The following is a 17,887-nucleotide window of genomic DNA, read 5'->3' as shown; positions in this document are numbered from 1 at the left end:
AATGTCGCAACAAGCAAGGTGTAAGATTTACGCGGGGTAGGCGTCGGCCCACCATGCCTCGAACGCGGCGGTTTGTTCCGCATTCAGGCCAAGCCCGATCTTGCTGCGACGCATTATTGCATCTTCGGGTATCCTTGCCCATTCCCGGTCGTGCATCCAGCGGGCTTCGATCTCCGTCAGGCCACCGCCAAGGTCTGCGCCGAGACCCGCTGCGTCGTTCACCCCTGCAAGCATCTCGTCGAGCAATGCGCCGTAAGCATGCGCCATCCGTTCGCTGCGCGCATTGCCCAGGAAGGGCCAGCGCGCGCGAACCTGCGCGAGATAGGTCGCGAACGGAGGGATAGCGCCGCCGGGAAAGGCACGGGTGCGGGTCATCGGGTGGACGGTCTCACCGAGCGCGGGGGCGATCTTGTCTAGCGCTTCCTCGGCGAGATGGCGTGCCGTCGTGATCTTGCCGCCGAACACCGACAGCAAGGGTGCGCCGCCGGCATCCCCAAGCGTGTCGAGTTCGAGGACATAGTCGCGCGTCACCGCCTTCGCCTCGCTGGCGCCGTCGTCGTAGAGCGGGCGGACGCCGGACCAGGTCGAGGTGACGTCGGCGGGTGTAATCTGGCGCGTGAAATGCTGGTTCGCAGCGTCGCAGAGATACGCGATCTCGCCCGCATCGATCACCGCATCTTCGGGGCGGTCGACGGGGATGTCGGTGGTGCCGATCTCGGTCTGGCCCTGATAGGGGATCGCGAAGACGATGCGGCGGTCGGCCAGTTGCAGGATATAAGCGTGGTCGCCCTCGTAGAGCTTAGGCACGACGATGTGGCTGCCCTTGACCAGTCGGACGCCGGCGCTGGCGTTGATGCCGAGCCGACCGAGCAACTCTGCGACCCACGGGCCGGCGGCATTGACGAGCGCGCGTGCAGTGACGTCGCGTCCGTCGGACAGCGTCGCGCGCCACAATGCGCCGTCGCGGCGGGCGGTGACGAGTTCGGTGCGGACTGCGATTTCGGCGCCATTGTCCTGCGCGTCGATCGCATTCAGCACGGTGAGGCGGGAATCGTCGACGAACGCATCGGAATAGACGAAGCCGCGCGCGCCGTTCTTGAGCGGGGCGGTATAGGCGATGTCGCTCTTGCGCAGGCCGCGGGACCGCTTCAGCGTCATCCGGCCGCCAAGCCAATCGTAGAGGTACAGGCCAAGCCGGACCATCCACCACGGGCGCACCGCGTTCTCGTGCGGCAGGACGAAGCGCATCGGGCGGATGATGTGAGGCGCGGCCTTCACCAGGCGTTCGCGTTCGCGCAACGCTTCGGCGACCAGCTTGAAGTCGTAATATTCGAGATAGCGCAGGCCGCCGTGGATCAGCTTGGTCGAGGCGGACGAGGTCGCACCCGCGAGGTCGCCCTTTTCGACGAGCAGGACCGAGAGCCCGTTGAGCGCCGCCTCGCGGGCGATCGCGGCACCGTTGATGCCACCGCCGACGATGAGAATGTCGTAACTTTGCGTCATGTGCAGAGCTTTAGCCGTTTGGTAATGCTGGGCCTACCGACTATCTCTGTCCCATGTACAAACCAAAAGCCGGTCTTCCGACGCGCGAGCAGATCCTCGACTTCATCGCCACTTCCGACGTGCCCGCGGGCAAACGCGAGATCGCCAAGGGCTTCGGGCTCAGCGCGCAGGACAAGATCGGGCTGAAAGCACTGCTCAAGGACATGGCCGACGAGGGGCTGATCGACAGCGCCCCCGGTCGCGCGTTCCACAAGATGGGCGGTATCCCCAAGGTGACGGTGCTGCGGATCGCGGATGTCGATGACGGTGGCAACGTCTGGGCGGTGCCCGAGCGGTGGGAAGCGGAGGGCGTCCCACCGCCGCGGTTGCGGGTGCGCGAGCGGAAACGCGGTGCGCTTGGCGTCGGCGAACGCATCCTTGCGCGGACCGAGGAGGCTGGAAACGGCTGGATCGCGCATCCGATGAAGGTGCTTGCGCCCGCCTCGGAGCAGGTGCTGGGCGTGTTGCGCGAGGAGGCGGGGCGCCTCTGGCTGACCGGTGTCGACAAACGCGAGCGGCGCGAGTTTGCGGTGGCGGATGCGGGTGGCGCGGCGCCGGGAGACCTGGTGCTGGCCGAACTCGCGGGCAAGCCGCCGAAGATTGCCGCGCGCGTCGTGTCGAAGCTGGGGGATCCGTTTGCGGCGCGCAGCTTCTCGCTGATCGCGATCCACAAGCTCGGCATCCCGGACGTGTTTTCGCAGGAGGCGCTCGACGAGGCTGAGCGCGTGTCGAAACTGCCGCTTGGAGAGGGCCGCGAGGATTTGCGCGACCTGCCGATCGTCGCGATCGACCCTGAGGATGCGCGCGATCACGACGATGCGGTCTGGGCGGAGGCGGACGACGACCCTTCGAATGCGGGCGGGTGGAAGGCGATCGTCGCGATCGCCGATGTCAGCTTCTACGTGCGGCCCAAGTCCGAGGTCGACCGCGAGGCGCGGCGGCGTGGGAACTCGGTGTATTTCCCTGATCGCGTGGTGCCAATGTTGCCCGAGATCCTGTCGGCAGAGGTGTGTTCGCTGAAGGAAGGCGCGGATCGCGCCGCGCTCGCGTGCCATTTGCGGATCGGCAAGGATGGCTCGCTGAAGTCGTGGCGCTTTACGCGCGCGGTGGTGCGGATCGCGGCGAACCTGGCGTATGAAGAGGCGCAGGCGATTATCGACTCGTCCTCCCCTCCCGCCTTGCGGGAGGGGTCGGGGGAGGGCAGTGCCGTGCTCGATCCGACCGTGAGTCAGGAAGCCCCTCCCCCGACCCCTCCCGTAAACGGGAGGGGAGATATGCTCGCCGTGTTGCAGCCACTCTGGGCCTGCTGGCACGCGCTCGCCAAAGCGCGTGACGCCCGCGCACCGCTCGATCTCGATCTTCCCGAGCGTCGCGTCGTACTCGACGAGCAGGGGCGGATCATGTCGGTGTCGCCGCGTGAACGGCTCGATGCGCACCGGTTGATCGAGGATTACATGATCGCTGCCAACGTCGCCGCCGCCAAGGCGCTGGAGGCGAAGAAGGCGCCGGTGATGTACCGCATCCACGAGCCGCCGAGCCGCGAGAAGTTGGCGGCGCTGAAGGAATATCTCGAGACGTTCGACGTGCCGTTCGCGCTCGGGCAGGTCGTGCGGCCAGCAACGTTCAACCATATCATCGAGCGGATCGGCGATGCGGACTTCCGGCCTCAGGTCATGGAGCAGATCCTCCGTACGCAGACCCAGGCCTATTACGCGCCCGGCAATCACGGGCATTTCGGGCTCAGCCTCGGCAGTTACGCGCACTTCACCTCGCCGATCCGGCGGTATGCCGATCTGCTCGTCCACCGCTCGCTGGTCTCGGCATACGGCCTCGGCGAGGGCGGGTTGCCCGCGGACGACGCGGCCAACATGGAGTCGGTCGGCGAGATCATCAGTCGGCTCGAACGCCGCGCAATGGAGGCGGAGCGCGACACCACGGATCGCTATGTCGCGGCGTTCCTCTCAGAGCGCGTCGGCCAGGTGATGGACGTACGGATCACCGGCGTGACCAATTTCGGCTTCTTCGCGACGGTCGAGGGGATCGGCGGCGACGGGCTGATGCCGGTGCGCGATCTGGGCGGCGAGTATTTCCGCTTCGACGAGGGTGCGCGGACGCTGACCGGCGAACATAGCGGCGACGTCTTCGCGCAGGGCCAGACGCTGGAACTGCGGTTGGCGGAGGCGAACCCGGTGTCGGGCGCGCTGCGCTTCGAGATGCCCGAGGGGAAGGGGGCTGCTCCCCCCCTGCGCGGCGGGCGGAAGCCGGTGCGTGAGATCAAGCGGCGGGGGCGCCCGGCGAACATCCGCCATCAGGGCAAGCGGCGTTAGGATTTGCGCAAACCCCTCGCGGTATGCGACACCCATGCGGGGGGAGACTGGCATGTTCGGATTGGGTCTAGGCCGATCGCGGCGACGGATCGTCAACGATTTCGTCGCGGCGAAGGCGACCGTGGCGGACCGTGCGATCGCCTATGAGGCTAAAGACGCCGGGACGTTTCGGCGATTGTGCGGCTATGGCGCGATCGTCGACGACGGCGCGGGCCGCTATCATCTCGATGCCGGCAGGCTCGGCGCGTTTCGCGGTGCGGTGCGCCGGCGGGCTGCGGCGATTGCTGCGACGTCGGGAGTCGTTGCGAGTGCGGCCGCTGCGGCGACGGTGTTCGCGCTGGCCGAGTGAGGCCGGCAATTTAAGCCGATAGTCCGATACGGGCAGCGCCCGACGATCACGCGCAACCACAAGAGTGTTTCCCCGCGAAGGCGGGGACCCAGACTGGGCTCCCGTCTTCGCGGGAGAACAAGCAGGCGGGTATTTTCGCGGGACCAATGATCCCGCTTCACATCATCCGACCGTGAAGCTCAGACCCGCCTTTGCCACCAGCCGATCGCGCAGTTTTGCCCCCATCAACGCGCCCGGCGTCCAGATGCCGCCATCGCCCTGCACGTCCTGCACGAGGCACAGCGCCGCCTCCGCGATCATCTTGCTGGTCGAGCCATACCCCGGGTCGCGATCGCCCGCGACGACCGCGTCGATCCGCTCCCCATCGGGCATGATGCCCACGAACAACAGGTCGTAGTGCCCGGCGTCGCGTTCCTCCTTCGATGGCCCTTCGCCGGGCTTCGGCCCCTTGTCGCTCGAGAACGGATTGAACTTCGCGATCGCCTCCGCCGCGACCTTGCCGAGATCCCCCAGTCCCGCGACCATCATTTCGTCATAGACGAAGTCCGCGCCATAGGCCTCGCCGAGCAGGAAGTTGGTGCGGTGGACGTTCTTGGTGTTGATCGGCGCCATCACGAAGGGTGCTACCCACGCAGAAATGGTCGTGTCGTATTCGGGGATCAGCCCGGTTGGCTGGTGCGGGCCGCTGAAGCCGGGGGTGAGCGCGAACGGGCTCGTGAGCAACTTGACGATGCCGGGATCGCGCGCGGCGGCGGCGAGCGTCGCCTTTAGGCTCGCCGCGGTGCCGCCCGAGAACGTCCCCTGCATTTTCCGCACGCGACCTTTCACACGGGGTGCGGGGATGCCGTATTTCGCCTTCGCGGCGTCCTGCAACGTCAGCACGCCGAGATCGAACGGGATGCTGTCGAACCCGCACGAGAACACGATCCGCGCGCCGGTTCGCGTGGCTTCGTCCTCATGCGCGTCGATCATGTGGCGCATCCAGGCGGGTTCACCGCAGAGGTCAACATAGCCGGTGCCGGTCGCGGCGCAGGCGGCGACGAGGTCCGAGCCGTAAAGCTGGTACGGGCCGACCGTCGAGATGACGACAGTGCCGCGCTCCGCCATCGCGCGAAGGCTGGCGGAATCGTCCGAGTCGGCGGTGATGAGCGCTGTATCGGCGGGCGCACCGATCAGGTCGCGGACTTGCTGGAGCTTCGCCAGAGAGCGGCCTGCCATCGCCCAGCGGACGCCGGTCGGGTAGGTCTGGACGAGATATTCGGCAACCAGCCGCCCGGTGAACCCGGTAGCGCCGTACACGATGATGTCGAAGTCGCGCATGTCCATCTCCTGTTTCGCCGAGTTTGCGCGCGTGGACGCGGCGTCGCAAGCTATACACCATCGTCGGAGTAGCTCGCCATCGGCGCGCCGATCTGCCAGCATCGGCAGATGGCATCCGATCGAAAAACCGTCGCGTTCATCGTCGACCAGCTCGCCGCGGCGGGGGAGGTTTCCGCAAAGCCGATGTTCGGCGAATATGGGCTATATTGCGATGGCAAAATGGTCGGCCTGATCTGCGACGACCAGCTGTTCGTGAAGCCGACCCTAGGAGGCCGCGCGTTTGCGGGGGCGATCGACGAGGGTGCGCCGTATCCGGGCGCGAAACCGTGTTTGCTGGTCGATGCTGATCGCTGGGACGATGCAGAGTGGCTAGCAGACCTCGTCCGTATATCGACCGCGGAATTGCCTGTGCCGAAACCGAAGAAGGCCAAGGCCAAGAAGGGCTAGGACGCCGCTTCTTTTTAAACGCGTGCACCTCCCCGGCGGAGGCCGGGGCCCAGTTGGTGAGGTCGCGGTAACGGAGCGTAGCCGTCGTCATCGACGTTTCCCAACTGGACCCCGGCCTCCGCCAGGGAGGTGATTGTCGGTCAGGTAAGATTACCTACCCAGTCCGGGGAGACGGAGAGCTTGGGGACTATCGCGACCTAAAACGGCCTGCCGGCGATCGGTTCTACGCCGCCTCGTTGAACTGCAAACTCGCCAGCCGGGCATACAGCCCGCTGTTGGTCATCAGCGTCCCGTGCGAGCCTTCCTCGACGATCTGCCCGTCGTTCATCACGATGATCCGTTCCGCCGCGCGCACGGTGGCGAGGCGGTGCGCGATGACCAGCGTGGTGCGGTTTGCCATCAGTCGCTCGAGCGCCTCCTGGACTAGCCGCTCGCTCTCGGCATCCAGCGCACTGGTCGCCTCGTCGAGCAACAGGATCGGCGCATCGCGGAGCAGCGCGCGGGCGATCGTCACGCGCTGGCGTTGTCCACCCGACAGCCGCGCGCCGCCTTCGCCGAGGAACGTGTCGAGGCCGTCGGGCAGTTTGCGCAGGAACTCGGCGGCGTTTGCGGCTTCGGCAGCGGCCCAGAGCTGGTCGTCGGTTGCGGACCAGTCGCCGTAACGTAGGTTGTCGCGCGCCGAGGCGCCGAAGATGATCGTCTCCTGCGGGACCATCGCGATGCGCGCGCGGACTTCCGCCGGGTCGGCGTCGCGCAGGTCGATCCCGTCGAGCGTCACGCGGCCGGCGTCGGGGTCGTAGAAGCGCTGGACCAGCTGGAAGAGGGTGGTCTTGCCCGCACCCGAGGGGCCGACGACCGCGACCGTCTCGCCTGGCTTCACGTCGAGCGAGAAGCCGTTGAGTGCGGCGACGTCGCGGCGCGTTGGGTAGTGGAACTGCACGTTTTCGAACGCGAGCGCGCCACGCGGCGGCTGCGGCAATGCGACCGGGTTGGCGGGTGCGGCGATTTCGGGCTTTTCGCGGAGCAGCTCGGACAGCCGCCCGGCGGCACCGGCTCCGCGCAGCAGGTCGCCATAGACTTCGGTCAGCGCGCCGAATGCGCCTGCGACGATCCCGCCCGTCAGCACGAACGCGGCGATTGCGCCGCCGCTGATGCGGCCCGCGGCGACGTCGATCGCGCCTTCCCACAGGACCAATGTGATCGAACCGAACACGAGGCCGATTACGATCGCGGTCATCACCGCACGGAGCATGATCCGCGCGCGGGCGGCAGCGAAGGTCGCGCTGACCGCGTCGGAGAAGCGGATCGCCTCGCGGTCTTCCTGGCCGAACGCCTGCACGACCTTCATCGCGCCGAGCGTTTCCGTAGCGATCGAACCGACGTCGGCGACGCGGTCCTGCGACGTGCGCGAGTAGTTGCGGACGCGCTTGCCGAGCAGCGCGATCGGCAGGATGATCAGCGGGATGCCGATCATCAGCATGCCTGCGAGCTTGGGCGAGATCGCGAACAGGTAGATCAGCCCGCCGATCCCGGTGAAGGTGTTGCGCAGTGCGATCGACACCGTGCTGCCGACGACCTGCTCGATCAGCGCCGTATCCGAGGTCAGGCGCGAGGCGATCTCGGATGGGCGGTTCTCCTCGAAGAACCGCGGCGTCAGGCGGAGCAGGTGGCGCTGCACATTGGTGCGGATATCCGCGACGACGCGCTCGCCGAGCCACGACACGTAATAGAAGCGCACCGCGGTCGCGAGGGCGAGCACGACGACGATCATCAGCAGATAATGGAACGAGTTGGCGACCGATCCGCCTTCGCCGGGACCAAAGCCGCGATCGATCACGCGCTTGAACCCGTACGGGATGCCGATCGTCGCCGCGGACGTCGTCAGCAATGCGAGCCCGGCGAAGGCGATCTGGCGTGGATAATTCGCGGCGTGACGCCACACCATCGCGAGATCGCCGATCCGGCGGGACGTCTTTTCTTCGGGTATCGGCTTGGCCATGCGCGGGGCCTAGCAGTGGCGGGGGTGGCGCTCAACGACAACCGGGCGATCGTGCGTGAGACCCGCCGAGCATGTGGTTGGAATGCCGCATTGCGCCGCAGCGGATTTGCGTTACCACTTCGGGAGCCCATATTAGGGCAAAGGATACCGCATGCTCTACGATGCTTACGAATTCCAACGATCGATGTTGTCGGGCGCCAGCAAAATGGCGAGTTTCGGTGCGGAAATGCTCAGTCATCCGGCAAACCCGTTCTCCTATTTGGGCGGCGGTGCGGTCATCGGATCGGCGTTGGAGGTGTTCGCACACGCGAATGCGACTCGCGGAAAACCTGCCTTCGGGCTCGACTCGACGACGATCGACGGCCGCGAGGTCGCGGTCCGCGAGGAGATCGTGCTGCGGAAGGATTTCGGCCAGCTGAAGCGCTTCGTGCGGGAGGATGTCGAGGGCGGTCCGAAGCTGCTGATCGTGGCACCGATGTCGGGGCATTACGCGACGTTGCTGCGCGGCACGGTCGAGCGGATGCTGCCGTTCGCGGACGTCTACATCACCGACTGGCGTGATGCGCGCAGCGTGCCGGTGTCGGCGGGGCGGTTCGATCTCGACGACTATATCGATTATCTGATCGCGTTCCTCGAGCAGATCGGCTCGAACGAAGGGCAGGGCGGTACGCACATGCTCGCGGTCTGCCAGCCTTCAGTGCCGTGCTACGCCGCCGCGGCTCTTATGAGCGCGGACGAGAATCCGTGTCGACCGAAGACGCTGACGATGATGGGCGGTCCGGTGGATACGCGCGAGGCGCCGACTGCGGTCAACACGCTGGCGACCGAGCGGCCGCATGCGTGGTTCGAGCAGAACGTGATTGCGACGGTGCCGGGCAATTATCCGGGTGCGGGGCGGAAGGTGTACCCAGGGTTCCTGCAACTTGCCGGGTTCATGTCGATGAACCTTGGCAACCACATGGTCTCGCATTGGGAGATGTATAAGCATCTCGTCCAGGGCGACGGCGCGAGCGCGTCGCAAAGCCAGGATTTCTACGAGGAATACCGCTCGGTCTGCGACATGACTGCGGAATTCTATCTCCAGACGATCGACGTCGTGTTCCAGAACCACGCGCTGCCGCGGGGGATCATGACGCATCGTGGCCGGTTGGTTGATCCGGCGGCGATTACCGACATCGGTCTGCTCGCGGTCGAGGGGGAGCGTGATGATATTTCGGGGTTGGGGCAGACGAAGGCTGCGCTGACGCTGGCGACCGCACTACCTGACGAGAAGAAGCGCTATCTGATGGCTGAGGGCGCCGGTCACTACGGGATCTTCAATGGATCGCGTTGGCGGGATAAGATCGCGCCGGTGGTTGAAGAGTTCATCACCGCGAACGGATAAGGCTTTTAGTTCGCTTCAATAGTCCGTCACCCCAGCGAAAGCTGGGGTCTCCTCGTTGATTTGCGTTGAGTCTCAAACCGGGAGATCCCAGCTTTCGCTGGGATGACGGAGGAGGGAGGGGGCGGTAGTTTCTCGCCCCCTCCCCGCCAGTATTACGCGATCGAATTGACCACGGCGTGGCTGCTCGACTCGTCCGACTGGATCGTACCGCCGAACAGCATCTTAAGACGCCCGCCGATCGAGATGTCGGTTTCCCACAGCTCGGCGCTGTCGATGTCAAAGCGCAACAGCGTCAGGTTCGGGTCTTCCTTGCCACCCGGAAACCATGCCTCGACCTGGTTGTTCCAGAGCTTGTCGATCTGCGTGCGGTCGTTCGACGTCGAGACGTCGCCCGACATGCACGCGAAGAAATCATGACCCTTGCCGACGAACTGCGCCATCGCCGCGCCGCCCTTGGCGATACGGTTGTCGCGGCCGGCGAAGAAGAACAGCGTGTTGGGCTGATCGTCGTCGATCTGTGCGGTCATCGGCTCGGAATGCTGGCTCCCCGAATGCTGGCCGTCGTGCAGGCCGATCATCACGAACGGGCTCGCCTTCAGCTTGTCGATGAACTTCGCTGCGACTTCCTGCGGGGTATCCTTGTCGGCCATCGTCATTCTCCTAGTGGCTTGGATTGCCTGGGAGAACGGGTGGGGCGGACGTTGGTTGCGATGCCTGGGCGATCATACCGACGGTTCGCGGGTCGATGATGCTTGGCATAATCGTTTCGGGCGCGTCATGATGGCAATGGCAGCGCATTTGCTGCCGAACAAGAAAGGTAAGGTGTATGCAACTTGCCGATCTGTGCTTGATCCTCGGCATGCTCTTCGCCTTCGCGACATTAGTCGTGAAGATCATCGAAGTGTCACGCAAAGGCTAGGTGCACGGGAGGGGCTTGGGCTGACACCCAAGTCCCAAACGTATTGAGCCCCGGCCGCTGACACGACCGAGGCTCAAACAAGAAAGGCGGTGTATGCAACGCCGATATAGTACATGCGCTACACCGGCGTGGATTTCAAGTTCACAGCACTTCGAACAACCCGGCTGCGCCCATGCCGCCGCCGACGCACATCGTGACCACGACATACTTCGCGCCGCGACGCTTGCCTTCGATCAGCGCGTGGCCGGTCGCGCGGGCGCCGGTCATGCCGTAGGGGTGACCGATCGAGATCGCGCCACCGCTGACGTTGAGCAGCTCGTCGGGGATGCCGAGATGGTCGCGGCAGTATAGCACCTGCACCGCGAACGCCTCGTTCAGCTCCCACAGGCCGATATCGTCCATCTTTAGGCCGAAGCGCTTGAGCAGCTTGGGGATCGCCACCACGGGGCCGATGCCCATCTCGTCGGGCTCGGTGCCGCCGACCGCCATGCCGACATAGCGGCCGAGCGGCTGGAGACCGCGCTGCGAGGCGATCTTTTCCTCCATCAGTACCGATGATGACGAGCCGTCCGACAGCTGCGATGCGTTGCCCGCGGTGATCGTGAAGTCGGGGCCCATCACCGGCTTCAGCGACTGGAGACCTTCCAGCGTGGTGTCGGCGCGGTTGCCCTCGTCCTTGGTGATCGTCACGTCCTTGTACGTGACTTCCTTGGTCGCCTTGTCGACGATGGCCATGTTGGCGTCGACGGGAATGATCTCGGCATCGAAATAGCCGGCGGCCTGCGCGGCGGCGGTGCGCTGCTGCGACTGGAGCGCATAGGCGTCCATCGCGTCGCGGCTGATGCCGTAGCGCTTGGCGACGACTTCGGCGGTCTGCAGCATCGGCATGTAGACGTCCTTGTGCATCGCGATCAGCTGGGGATCGGGGGCGACGCGCATCTGTGGGGTCTGGACGAGGCTGATGCTCTCGACGCCGCCGCCGATCGTGATGTCCATGTTGTCGATGATGATATGCTTGGCGGCGGTGGCGATCGCCATCAGGCCCGAGGCGCACTGGCGGTCGACCGACATGCCCGAGACGGTGACGGGCAGCCCGGCGCGGAGCAGCGAGGTGCGGGCGATGTTGCCGGCCTGATGGCCTTGCTGGAGCGCGCAGCCGAAGACGACGTCGTCGACTTCGGCGCCGTCGATGCCGGCGCGCTCGACCGCGGCCTTGATCGAATGCGCCGCCAAAGTGGGGGCGGGGGTGTTGTTGAAGCCGCCGCGATAGGCGCGGCCGATGGGCGTGCGGGCGGTGGAGACGATGACGGCTGAACGCATGAAGTGGCTCCTAAGGATTCTGCGCGTCACCCCAGCGAAAGCTGGGGTCTTCCAGTTGGTGAGCGTTGTGGCTCCAACCGGGAGATACCAGCGTGCGCTGGTATGACGACTTTGGTTGATGAGGGCTGGTTGCTAATGTTTAGACGAAGACCTGGCTGATCCATTCGGCGATCAGAGCAGGCTTTTCCTGGCCTTCGATTTCGACCGAGAAGGCGTTGGTCTGTTGCCATTGGCCGGGTCGCTTCTCGTCGAACGAGAGCAGCTTGAAGCGGCCGCGGACTTTCGAGCCGGAGCGGACGGGGGTCAGGAAGCGAACCGAGTTGCCGCCGTAATTGACGCCCATCTTGGCACCCTCGATGGTCGGCGCATCGGGCACCTTCGACGAAAGCAGCGGCATGAGCGACAGCGTCAGGAAGCCGTGCGCGATCGTGCCGCCGAACGGGGTTTCCGCCGCGCGGACCGGATCGATGTGGATGAACTGGTGGTCGCCGGTCGCGTCGGCGAACTTGTCAATCATGGCCTGCGTCACCTCGACCCAGTCGGAGACGGTTTCCGTGCCGATACGGGCCTGCATCTGGGCGGTGGTGATCGTTGCCACGGGGTTCCTCTCTGGTTGGCGCTGAACGCTACTGCGTCTCTAAGCGCGTCAGCAAGGCTCCTGCAAGCCTCGACCAACCTAAAAGTGGAAAAACCCGTATTTGCTAAGGCGCGGGTGCGAACCCGACATTCTAAACTTCAGCGCGCGCTGGCCTACCTTCGGGATACGGCATGACGACCGAGCCATCCGGCGCGGCCATCATATTGACCTGGGTCGGGAAAGCGATCTCGATCTTTTCGTCGTTGAAGCGCTTCAGGATCGCGATGCCTACCGCCGTGCGGCCGTCGTAGAAGCTCGCATAATCGGGGCCCTTGCTGTCGAACTGGACCTCGAAGTCGAGGCTCGATGCGCCGAAGCCGGTGAAGCCGGCGCGGGTGAAGATCTTGTCGTTGGCTTCGACAATCTCCTTCAGCATCGCGGGGATGCGCGAGCAGACTTCGGGGGGCGTGGAGTAGGTGACGCCAATGACGAACTTCGCGCGGCGGTGATTGCGCTGCGTGTTGTTGAGGATCTCCTTGTTGAGGAGGTTCTTGTTCGAGATCACGCGCTCCTCGCCGTCGATCCCGCGGATGCGGGTCGATTTGAGGCCGATCGCCTCGACGCTGCCCGAGGCGGTGTCGTAGCTGATCGAGTCGCCGCGGCGGAACGGGCGGTCGAAGATGATCGCGAGCGCGGCGAACAGGTCGGCGAAGATGCCCTGTGCCGCCAAGCCGATCGCGATGCCGCCGACGCCCAAACCCGCGACGAGGCCGGTGACGTTCACGCCGAGGTTATCGAGGACCACCACCAGCGCGACCGCGAACACCACGAAGGTGACGAGCAGGCGGATCAGGCCCATCGCCGAGAGCAGCGCTTCACCCGAATAATGTTCGGACTGCGTCCGGTGCTCGATGGCGCCCAAGATGATCTCGCGCACCCAGACGGCGGCCTGGAACACCGCGGCAACGGTGAAGAGGAAGTCGATCGTCTTTGATACCTCGCCGGGCGCGGCGGAATAGCCCGACACCAGTTTCGCCGCGAGCATGACGATGAAAAAGTTGCCGGTGCGCGCGATCGCCTTGCCGACGACGATGCCCCAACCGTTGAGCGCGCGCGGCCGTTCGCAGAGCTTGCTGCCGAAGCGGCGTGCGGTGTGGAGCACGATGACAATGACCGCACCGATCCCGAACGCGATCAGGATCTGGAGCCAATAGGCCTGGATCCAGGCGAAGCTGGCGGTGACGAAGCCCTGGGCGTGATCGCCGACATCGCTCGCGTCGAAGATCGGCTGTTTGGCGGCGGCAGTGGAATTGGACATGGAAATACTCGTCAAGCCGCTTTGGCGCGTGGGGATGCGATAGTGGCGGTCGCGGGCGTGCCGGCCTCGAGGAACGCGATCAGGCCGCATTCCTCCCGGCTGAGATGGCGCTTGGCGCGAGGGAGGCGGAGTGCCTTGCGGAAGGTCGACTGACCGGTCTTCACGAGCGCGATCAACGATGGGTGAACATAACTCTTTCGAGCGATCGCGTGGGTGTTGCCAAGGCGGGCGACGACGGGTTCGAGCATCGCCTTGAGGCTGAGGTCGCGTTCGGCTGATGCGAGCGCCTCGAACGCGGCGACGCTGGCGGCCCAGGTGCGGAAGTTCTTGGCGGTGAAGTCGGTGCCGGTGACGTCGCGGATGTAGCAGTTGACGTCGGTCGAGGTGACCGGGTGCGCCACACCCGCGTCGTCGAGCCAGGCGAACAGATGCTGTTCGTCGAGGTCCTGGCATTTCTTGACGAAGCTGCTGAGCGAACGATCAGTGATCTTGAGCGTCCGCATCTTGCCGGACTTGCCCCTATACTGGAGTTTCAGGGTCGAGCCCTTCACTTCACCGTGGCGCTTGCGCAGCGTGGTCGCGCCGAAGCTCTCGTTCGCCTCGGCATAGGCTTCGTTGCCGATGCGGATATGGCCGCCGTCGAGTAATCGGATCACCGCCGCTACCGCGCGTTCGCGGGAAAGCGAGCGTTTGCGGAGGTCGGCTTCGACTGCCTTGCGAATCTTGGGGAGGGCGTGGCCGAAATCGGCGCAGCGCTCGTATTTCGCGGCCTCCTGCGCTTCGCGGAAGCCGAGGTGATAGCGGTATTGTTTCCGCCCCTTTTCATCCCAGCCGACCGCCTGGATATGGCCGTTGGGCTTGGGGCAGAACCAAGCGTCGCGATAGGCGGGGGGCAACGCGATCGCGTTCAGTCGGTCGATTTCGTCACGGTCGGTGATGCGCTCGCCCTTGGCATCCCAATAGCCCCAGCCGTTCCGCATCTTCTTGCGGGTGATGCCGGGCTTGGAGTCGTCGGAATACACGATCTTGATGGGCAATGCGGGGGGTCCTTCTCGTCTGGAAATGTTCGGGAGGACGCATCGTTCCGGAACGACCCACGCGGCGCGGGGTTGAGGGGGCACGGAATTTCACTGGAGACATGACATGACCGATCTTTCCCAAGCTCGCGTATTGATGCTCGCCGCCGATGGTTTCGAGACCGTCGAACTGTTCGAACCGCGTAAAGCGCTGGAGGCGGCAGGCGCGAAGGTTACGCTCGCGTCGATCAAGACCGACCCGATCCAGGGCATGAAGGGCGACATCAACAAGGCCGAGACGGCGACGCCCGACCTGACGCTCGATGAGGTCGATACCGACGATTACGATGCGCTGGTGCTGCCGGGCGGCGTCGCCAATCCCGACACGATGCGCCAGGAAGAGCGCGCCATCGAGATCATCACCGAGTTCATGGAGGACGGCAAGATCATCGCCGCGATCTGCCATGCGCCGTGGCTTCTGGCCGAGGCGGACGTGATCGACGGTCGTCGCGTGACAAGCTTCCCCTCGATCCGGACGGACCTGGAGAATGCGGGCGCGGATGTGGTGGACGAGGAGGTCGTGGTCGACGGCAATTTGATCACCAGCCGCAAGCCGGACGATATCCCCGCGTTCAACAAGGCGATCATCGCCGCGCTCGAGGAAGAGCTGGCCGACGAACCGGTCGATTGAGCTGTTCCCCTCCCGCTTGCGGGAGGGGCTAGGGGAGGGGAACGGGCGCTGACCTTTACGGCCGCCCCTCCCCCAACCCCTCCCGCAAGCGGGAGGGGAGCCTGTTGAGCCAGCGTTGGGCGGGGCGTTCTATCAGGTGATAGAGCGCTATCGAGGCCAGCAGGACCATCGCGAGGTACAGCGCTATCTTCGCGAGCGACACGGCGGTCGCGTCGTTGACGAAGGCGAGCTTGAACGCTTTCCACAGGATGAAGTGGCTGAGATAGGTCGCGTAGCTGATCTCGCCGAAATAATGGACCAAGCCCGTCTCGAACGGATTGTGATCCCGCCCAGCAGTCAGTGCGAGTAGCAGGAGTGCGACGGCGAAGAGCGCAGGGACGACCAGCGTTTCCGGTGCGCCGATGCGCCAAAGCGAGACCAGCACCAAGATCGCTACCGCGCCGTATAACGGTGCCCGCGTACCCCTCCACCGCAGCCATAACGCACAGACGATACTGCCGGTGGTGAACTCGATCAGGCAGCGCAGCAAGCCGTAGCGTGGGATGTCGGTGCCCAGCGTCGGGGCGCCCATCGCCAGATGCAGGCCGATCAATAGCGCAACCGCGATCGCCAGCAGTGCGAGACTCGGCAGCCGTCGCCAGTCCACCGCTATCACCAGCGCCGGAAACAGCAGATACGCTCCCAGTTCCGCACTGATCGACCAGGCGGGGTCGTTCCAGGCGAGATGCCGGGTGAAGCCCCAGTTCTGCAGCAGCAGGATGTGCAGCGGCAGTTCGGGGAACACGAATTGCGGATCGTTGCGGCCGGTTGCGCGCAACACGAGTGCCAAAGCGACCGCGCCGCCGAGCGTTACCAGATGCAGCGGCCAGATTCGGGCGATGCGCTTATGCAGGAAGCGGGGGATGCTCGTCCCATCTCCATTCATGCCGCCGGTACGGATACGGCCGGACCATGTCAGCCAGATCACGAACCCGGACAGCAGGAAGAAGAAGTCGACGGCGAGATAGCCCTTCGCAAAGACGTCGCGCAGACCGATCGGCAAACCCGCGATCGACAGGCGGATGTGGTAGAACACGACGAACCACGCCGCGATTCCGCGCACGCCGGTCAGCGCGCGGAGTTCGTGCACCGGAGCGCGATCCGTCACGCCGGAGATGGCGCGGCACTGCGGCGCATCGGCCGGAACGACTGTTCGCTCCGCTTGCGCGACAGATACGTGTCGAGCCCGATCTGGGCGCCGATCAGCATGTAGATGAACGGCTGGAACGCGATCGCGATGAAGGCCGCACCGAGCAGGTAGACGATGTGACCGCTCTGGAGTGCTGCGGCGAGCGGTCCGGCCCAGGCAAACTCACCGTCCGGATCACGGTAGCGGCGGCGCACGATCTCCATGCGGACGATGCCGATCAGGTTGATCGCGAGCCACAAGGCGAGGCCGGGATAGCCCTGTTCGCCGAGCATCTCGAAATACGCGCTGTGATAGGCGCGCGCCTTGTCGACCTCGACCTTGGGCGTTGCCGGGGCGGCGGAGGCGGGCCCGGTCGCGCCGGGTGCGGTCTTCAGATCGTAGCGGATGCGGTTGCCCAGATAGGCGTTGAAGCCACCGCCGAACGGATGCGTCTTCGCGTATTCGATCGTCCATTGCCACACCGCGAGCCGCGTCGAGGCGGATTCGTCGGCGTCATAGGTCTTGATGGTGTTCATCCGGCTGGTAAAGGTCGACGGCAGGAACGGGATCGCCGCCACCCCCAGCACGCCGAGCATCGCCAGATACGCGACCTTGCGCTTCACGTTGCGGATCGAGAGCAGCGCGAGCAAGCCGATGCAGAGCAAACCGGTGCGCGTCGAGGTGCCGACCGGGATCAGCAGGCACGCGAAGACCAGCGCGAGGCAGTAGCTTTTCACGCGCCAGTCGGGTTTGAAGATCGTCCCGTGGCTCATGAACCAGATGATGATCGGAATGATCGCGATCGCCACCGCGCTGATCGTGCTGCCTTCGTAGAGCCCGCTATTATTGTCGACCATTAGGTTGAGTTGACCGTACCCGCCGCCGCCGCTCGCGATCGTCTTGATGCCGCCGACGACGATGATCGACGATGCGGCGAGGATCATGAACAGCAGCAGCGCCTCGATCCGGACGCGCGTCCGCAAGGTTAGGGGGAGGAAGGCGGCAAAGGCGAGCGCCTTCCACACCCAGTCCCATTTCTCCTTGGCCTCGGCGGGGAAGTCGGCGGCGATCGTCGTGCCCCAGCAATAGAGCAGCAGCAGCACGATCAGCACCTGCCGGCCGCCGACCCGCGTGTCGCGCTTGTCGTCGGCGAGGATCCAGCCGCCGACCGCCAGCGCGACCGCGATCAGCGAAATCGGCACCGAGTTGAGCAGCAGATAGGTCAGCCGCTGTGGCGAGACGATGTCGATATAGACATAGACGAGCACGAGCAGGAACGGCCGCTTGAAGCCCATTCCGAAGAACGCGAGCAGAAAGGCGATGAACGCGAGATCACGCATCGCGGCGGGGTTTCTCTATCGGCGCGCGCGTCTTGTCGGGCGCGTCGTGCGGGCTCGGCTCGCGATCGAGGTCGGGTCGCTTGAGCAGCAGGAATGCGGCAAGCATCATCAGCCCGTGGCTGAGGCCGAGCGCGAGATTGTCGATCATGGGTTCGGCCTCCTTTCCTCTG

The 17,887-nt window shown here is 65.0% G+C and carries 16 protein-coding genes; 5 read left to right on the top strand and 11 right to left on the bottom strand.

The annotated features are described in order from the left end of the window. Nucleotides 1-27: 27 nt before the first annotated feature. Nucleotides 28-1,503, bottom strand: coding sequence for a glycerol-3-phosphate dehydrogenase (gene glpD, locus C8J46_RS10795; protein ID WP_132738731.1), 1,476 nt, complete (start codon nt 1,501-1,503; stop codon nt 28-30). A 53-nt stretch (nt 1,504-1,556) separates the two neighbouring features. Here glpD and C8J46_RS10790 point away from each other — a divergent pair, with 53 nt between their 5' ends. After that, the gene (locus C8J46_RS10790) at nt 1,557-3,869 is read left to right on the top strand and encodes an RNB domain-containing ribonuclease (protein WP_132738728.1); all 2,313 of its coding nucleotides are present in this window, start codon (nt 1,557-1,559) and stop codon (nt 3,867-3,869) included. Nucleotides 3,870-3,921: 52 nt separating this feature from the next. Beyond that, complete coding sequence (locus tag C8J46_RS10785) at nt 3,922-4,218, top strand: hypothetical protein (protein WP_132738725.1); 297 nt, start codon at nt 3,922-3,924, stop codon at nt 4,216-4,218. Between the two features lie 162 nt (nt 4,219-4,380). On the opposite strand, the gene C8J46_RS10780 is transcribed toward C8J46_RS10785, so the two are convergent. Next, complete coding sequence (locus C8J46_RS10780; protein ID WP_132738722.1) at nt 4,381-5,538, bottom strand: saccharopine dehydrogenase NADP-binding domain-containing protein; 1,158 nt, start codon at nt 5,536-5,538, stop codon at nt 4,381-4,383. Nucleotides 5,539-5,646: 108 nt separating this feature from the next. On the opposite strand from C8J46_RS10780, the gene C8J46_RS10775 reads away from it, so the two are divergent. Continuing rightward, nucleotides 5,647-5,985, top strand: a complete 339-nt coding sequence (locus C8J46_RS10775) for a TfoX/Sxy family protein (RefSeq protein WP_132738719.1) — start codon at nt 5,647-5,649, stop codon at nt 5,983-5,985. Between the two features lie 223 nt (nt 5,986-6,208). Here the strand turns inward: C8J46_RS10775 and C8J46_RS10770 are convergent, their stop codons facing one another. Next, nucleotides 6,209-7,984 carry an ABC transporter transmembrane domain-containing protein gene (locus tag C8J46_RS10770; RefSeq protein WP_132738716.1) on the bottom strand — a complete coding sequence of 592 codons (1,776 nt, stop codon included), beginning with the start codon at nt 7,982-7,984 and terminating at the stop codon, nt 6,209-6,211. 151 nt (nt 7,985-8,135) lie between these two features. On the opposite strand from C8J46_RS10770, the gene phaZ reads away from it, so the two are divergent. After that, on the top strand, nt 8,136-9,368 hold the full coding sequence (gene phaZ, locus C8J46_RS10765; RefSeq protein WP_132738713.1) for a polyhydroxyalkanoate depolymerase: 1,233 nt from the start codon (nt 8,136-8,138) through the stop codon (nt 9,366-9,368). A gap of 152 nt (nt 9,369-9,520) precedes the next feature. Here phaZ and C8J46_RS10760 read toward each other — a convergent pair whose 3' ends face one another. From C8J46_RS10760 to C8J46_RS10740, 5 genes are all read right to left on the bottom strand, one after another. Next, nucleotides 9,521-10,018: a pyridoxamine 5'-phosphate oxidase family protein gene (locus C8J46_RS10760; protein WP_132738710.1), complete on the bottom strand. Its 498-nt coding sequence runs from the start codon at nt 10,016-10,018 to the stop codon at nt 9,521-9,523. A 410-nt stretch (nt 10,019-10,428) separates the two neighbouring features. Beyond that, nucleotides 10,429-11,607 carry an acetyl-CoA C-acyltransferase gene (locus C8J46_RS10755; protein WP_132738707.1) on the bottom strand — a complete coding sequence of 393 codons (1,179 nt, stop codon included), beginning with the start codon at nt 11,605-11,607 and terminating at the stop codon, nt 10,429-10,431. A gap of 139 nt (nt 11,608-11,746) precedes the next feature. Continuing rightward, a complete protein-coding gene (locus C8J46_RS10750; RefSeq protein ID WP_132738704.1) occupies nt 11,747-12,205 on the bottom strand; it encodes a MaoC family dehydratase in 459 nt (152 codons plus the stop codon). Between the two features lie 130 nt (nt 12,206-12,335). Beyond that, the gene (locus tag C8J46_RS10745) at nt 12,336-13,502 is read right to left on the bottom strand and encodes a mechanosensitive ion channel domain-containing protein (protein ID WP_132738701.1); all 1,167 of its coding nucleotides are present in this window, start codon (nt 13,500-13,502) and stop codon (nt 12,336-12,338) included. A gap of 11 nt (nt 13,503-13,513) precedes the next feature. Continuing rightward, nucleotides 13,514-14,482 carry a DNA topoisomerase IB gene (locus C8J46_RS10740; RefSeq protein ID WP_132739549.1) on the bottom strand — a complete coding sequence of 323 codons (969 nt, stop codon included), beginning with the start codon at nt 14,480-14,482 and terminating at the stop codon, nt 13,514-13,516. A gap of 163 nt (nt 14,483-14,645) precedes the next feature. Between C8J46_RS10740 and C8J46_RS10735 the strand changes: the two genes are divergently transcribed. After that, nucleotides 14,646-15,209 (top strand): type 1 glutamine amidotransferase domain-containing protein, encoded by a 564-nt coding sequence (locus C8J46_RS10735; protein WP_132738698.1) that lies wholly within the window; start codon nt 14,646-14,648, stop codon nt 15,207-15,209. Nucleotides 15,210-15,264: 55 nt separating this feature from the next. Here C8J46_RS10735 and C8J46_RS10730 read toward each other — a convergent pair whose 3' ends face one another. The 3 genes from C8J46_RS10730 to C8J46_RS20825 are packed head-to-tail and all read right to left on the bottom strand — an operon-like array spanning nt 15,265 to nt 17,865. Continuing rightward, nucleotides 15,265-16,356, bottom strand: a complete 1,092-nt coding sequence (locus C8J46_RS10730) for an acyltransferase (protein WP_243643326.1) — start codon at nt 16,354-16,356, stop codon at nt 15,265-15,267. Then, entirely contained in the window at nt 16,353-17,717 is a 1,365-nt protein-coding gene (locus tag C8J46_RS10725; protein ID WP_132738695.1) for a putative O-glycosylation ligase, exosortase A system-associated, read from the bottom strand. The genes C8J46_RS10730 and C8J46_RS10725 overlap by 4 nt, the downstream gene beginning before the upstream one ends. Then, entirely contained in the window at nt 17,710-17,865 is a 156-nt protein-coding gene (locus tag C8J46_RS20825) for a hypothetical protein (protein ID WP_165886523.1), read from the bottom strand. Before C8J46_RS20825 ends, C8J46_RS10725 begins: the two co-directional genes overlap by 8 nt. Between the last annotated feature and the right edge of the window lie 22 nt (nt 17,866-17,887).

Origin of the sequence: Sphingomonas sp. PP-F2F-A104-K0414 (assembly GCF_004340945.1) — a bacterium.
Classification (GTDB): Bacteria; Pseudomonadota; Alphaproteobacteria; order Sphingomonadales; family Sphingomonadaceae; genus Sphingomonas.
The sequence above is the reverse complement of the archived record's forward strand: the minus strand, read 5'-3'. Positions and strand labels throughout refer to the sequence as shown.

Coding starts and splice junctions, on each gene's coding strand:
- glpD (WP_132738731.1), bottom strand. CDS start 1,503: ATGACGCAAAGTTACGACATTCTCATCGTCGGCGGTGGCATCAACGGT.
- C8J46_RS10790 (WP_132738728.1), top strand. CDS start 1,557: ATGTACAAACCAAAAGCCGGTCTTCCGACGCGCGAGCAGATCCTCGAC.
- C8J46_RS10785 (WP_132738725.1), top strand. CDS start 3,922: ATGTTCGGATTGGGTCTAGGCCGATCGCGGCGACGGATCGTCAACGAT.
- C8J46_RS10780 (WP_132738722.1), bottom strand. CDS start 5,538: ATGCGCGACTTCGACATCATCGTGTACGGCGCTACCGGGTTCACCGGG.
- C8J46_RS10775 (WP_132738719.1), top strand. CDS start 5,647: ATGGCATCCGATCGAAAAACCGTCGCGTTCATCGTCGACCAGCTCGCC.
- C8J46_RS10770 (WP_132738716.1), bottom strand. CDS start 7,984: ATGGCCAAGCCGATACCCGAAGAAAAGACGTCCCGCCGGATCGGCGAT.
- phaZ (WP_132738713.1), top strand. CDS start 8,136: ATGCTCTACGATGCTTACGAATTCCAACGATCGATGTTGTCGGGCGCC.
- C8J46_RS10760 (WP_132738710.1), bottom strand. CDS start 10,018: ATGGCCGACAAGGATACCCCGCAGGAAGTCGCAGCGAAGTTCATCGAC.
- C8J46_RS10755 (WP_132738707.1), bottom strand. CDS start 11,607: ATGCGTTCAGCCGTCATCGTCTCCACCGCCCGCACGCCCATCGGCCGC.
- C8J46_RS10745 (WP_132738701.1), bottom strand. CDS start 13,502: ATGTCCAATTCCACTGCCGCCGCCAAACAGCCGATCTTCGACGCGAGC.
- C8J46_RS10740 (WP_132739549.1), bottom strand. CDS start 14,482: ATGCGGAACGGCTGGGGCTATTGGGATGCCAAGGGCGAGCGCATCACC.
- C8J46_RS10735 (WP_132738698.1), top strand. CDS start 14,646: ATGACCGATCTTTCCCAAGCTCGCGTATTGATGCTCGCCGCCGATGGT.
- C8J46_RS10725 (WP_132738695.1), bottom strand. CDS start 17,717: ATGCGTGATCTCGCGTTCATCGCCTTTCTGCTCGCGTTCTTCGGAATG.
- C8J46_RS20825 (WP_165886523.1), bottom strand. CDS start 17,865: ATGATCGACAATCTCGCGCTCGGCCTCAGCCACGGGCTGATGATGCTT.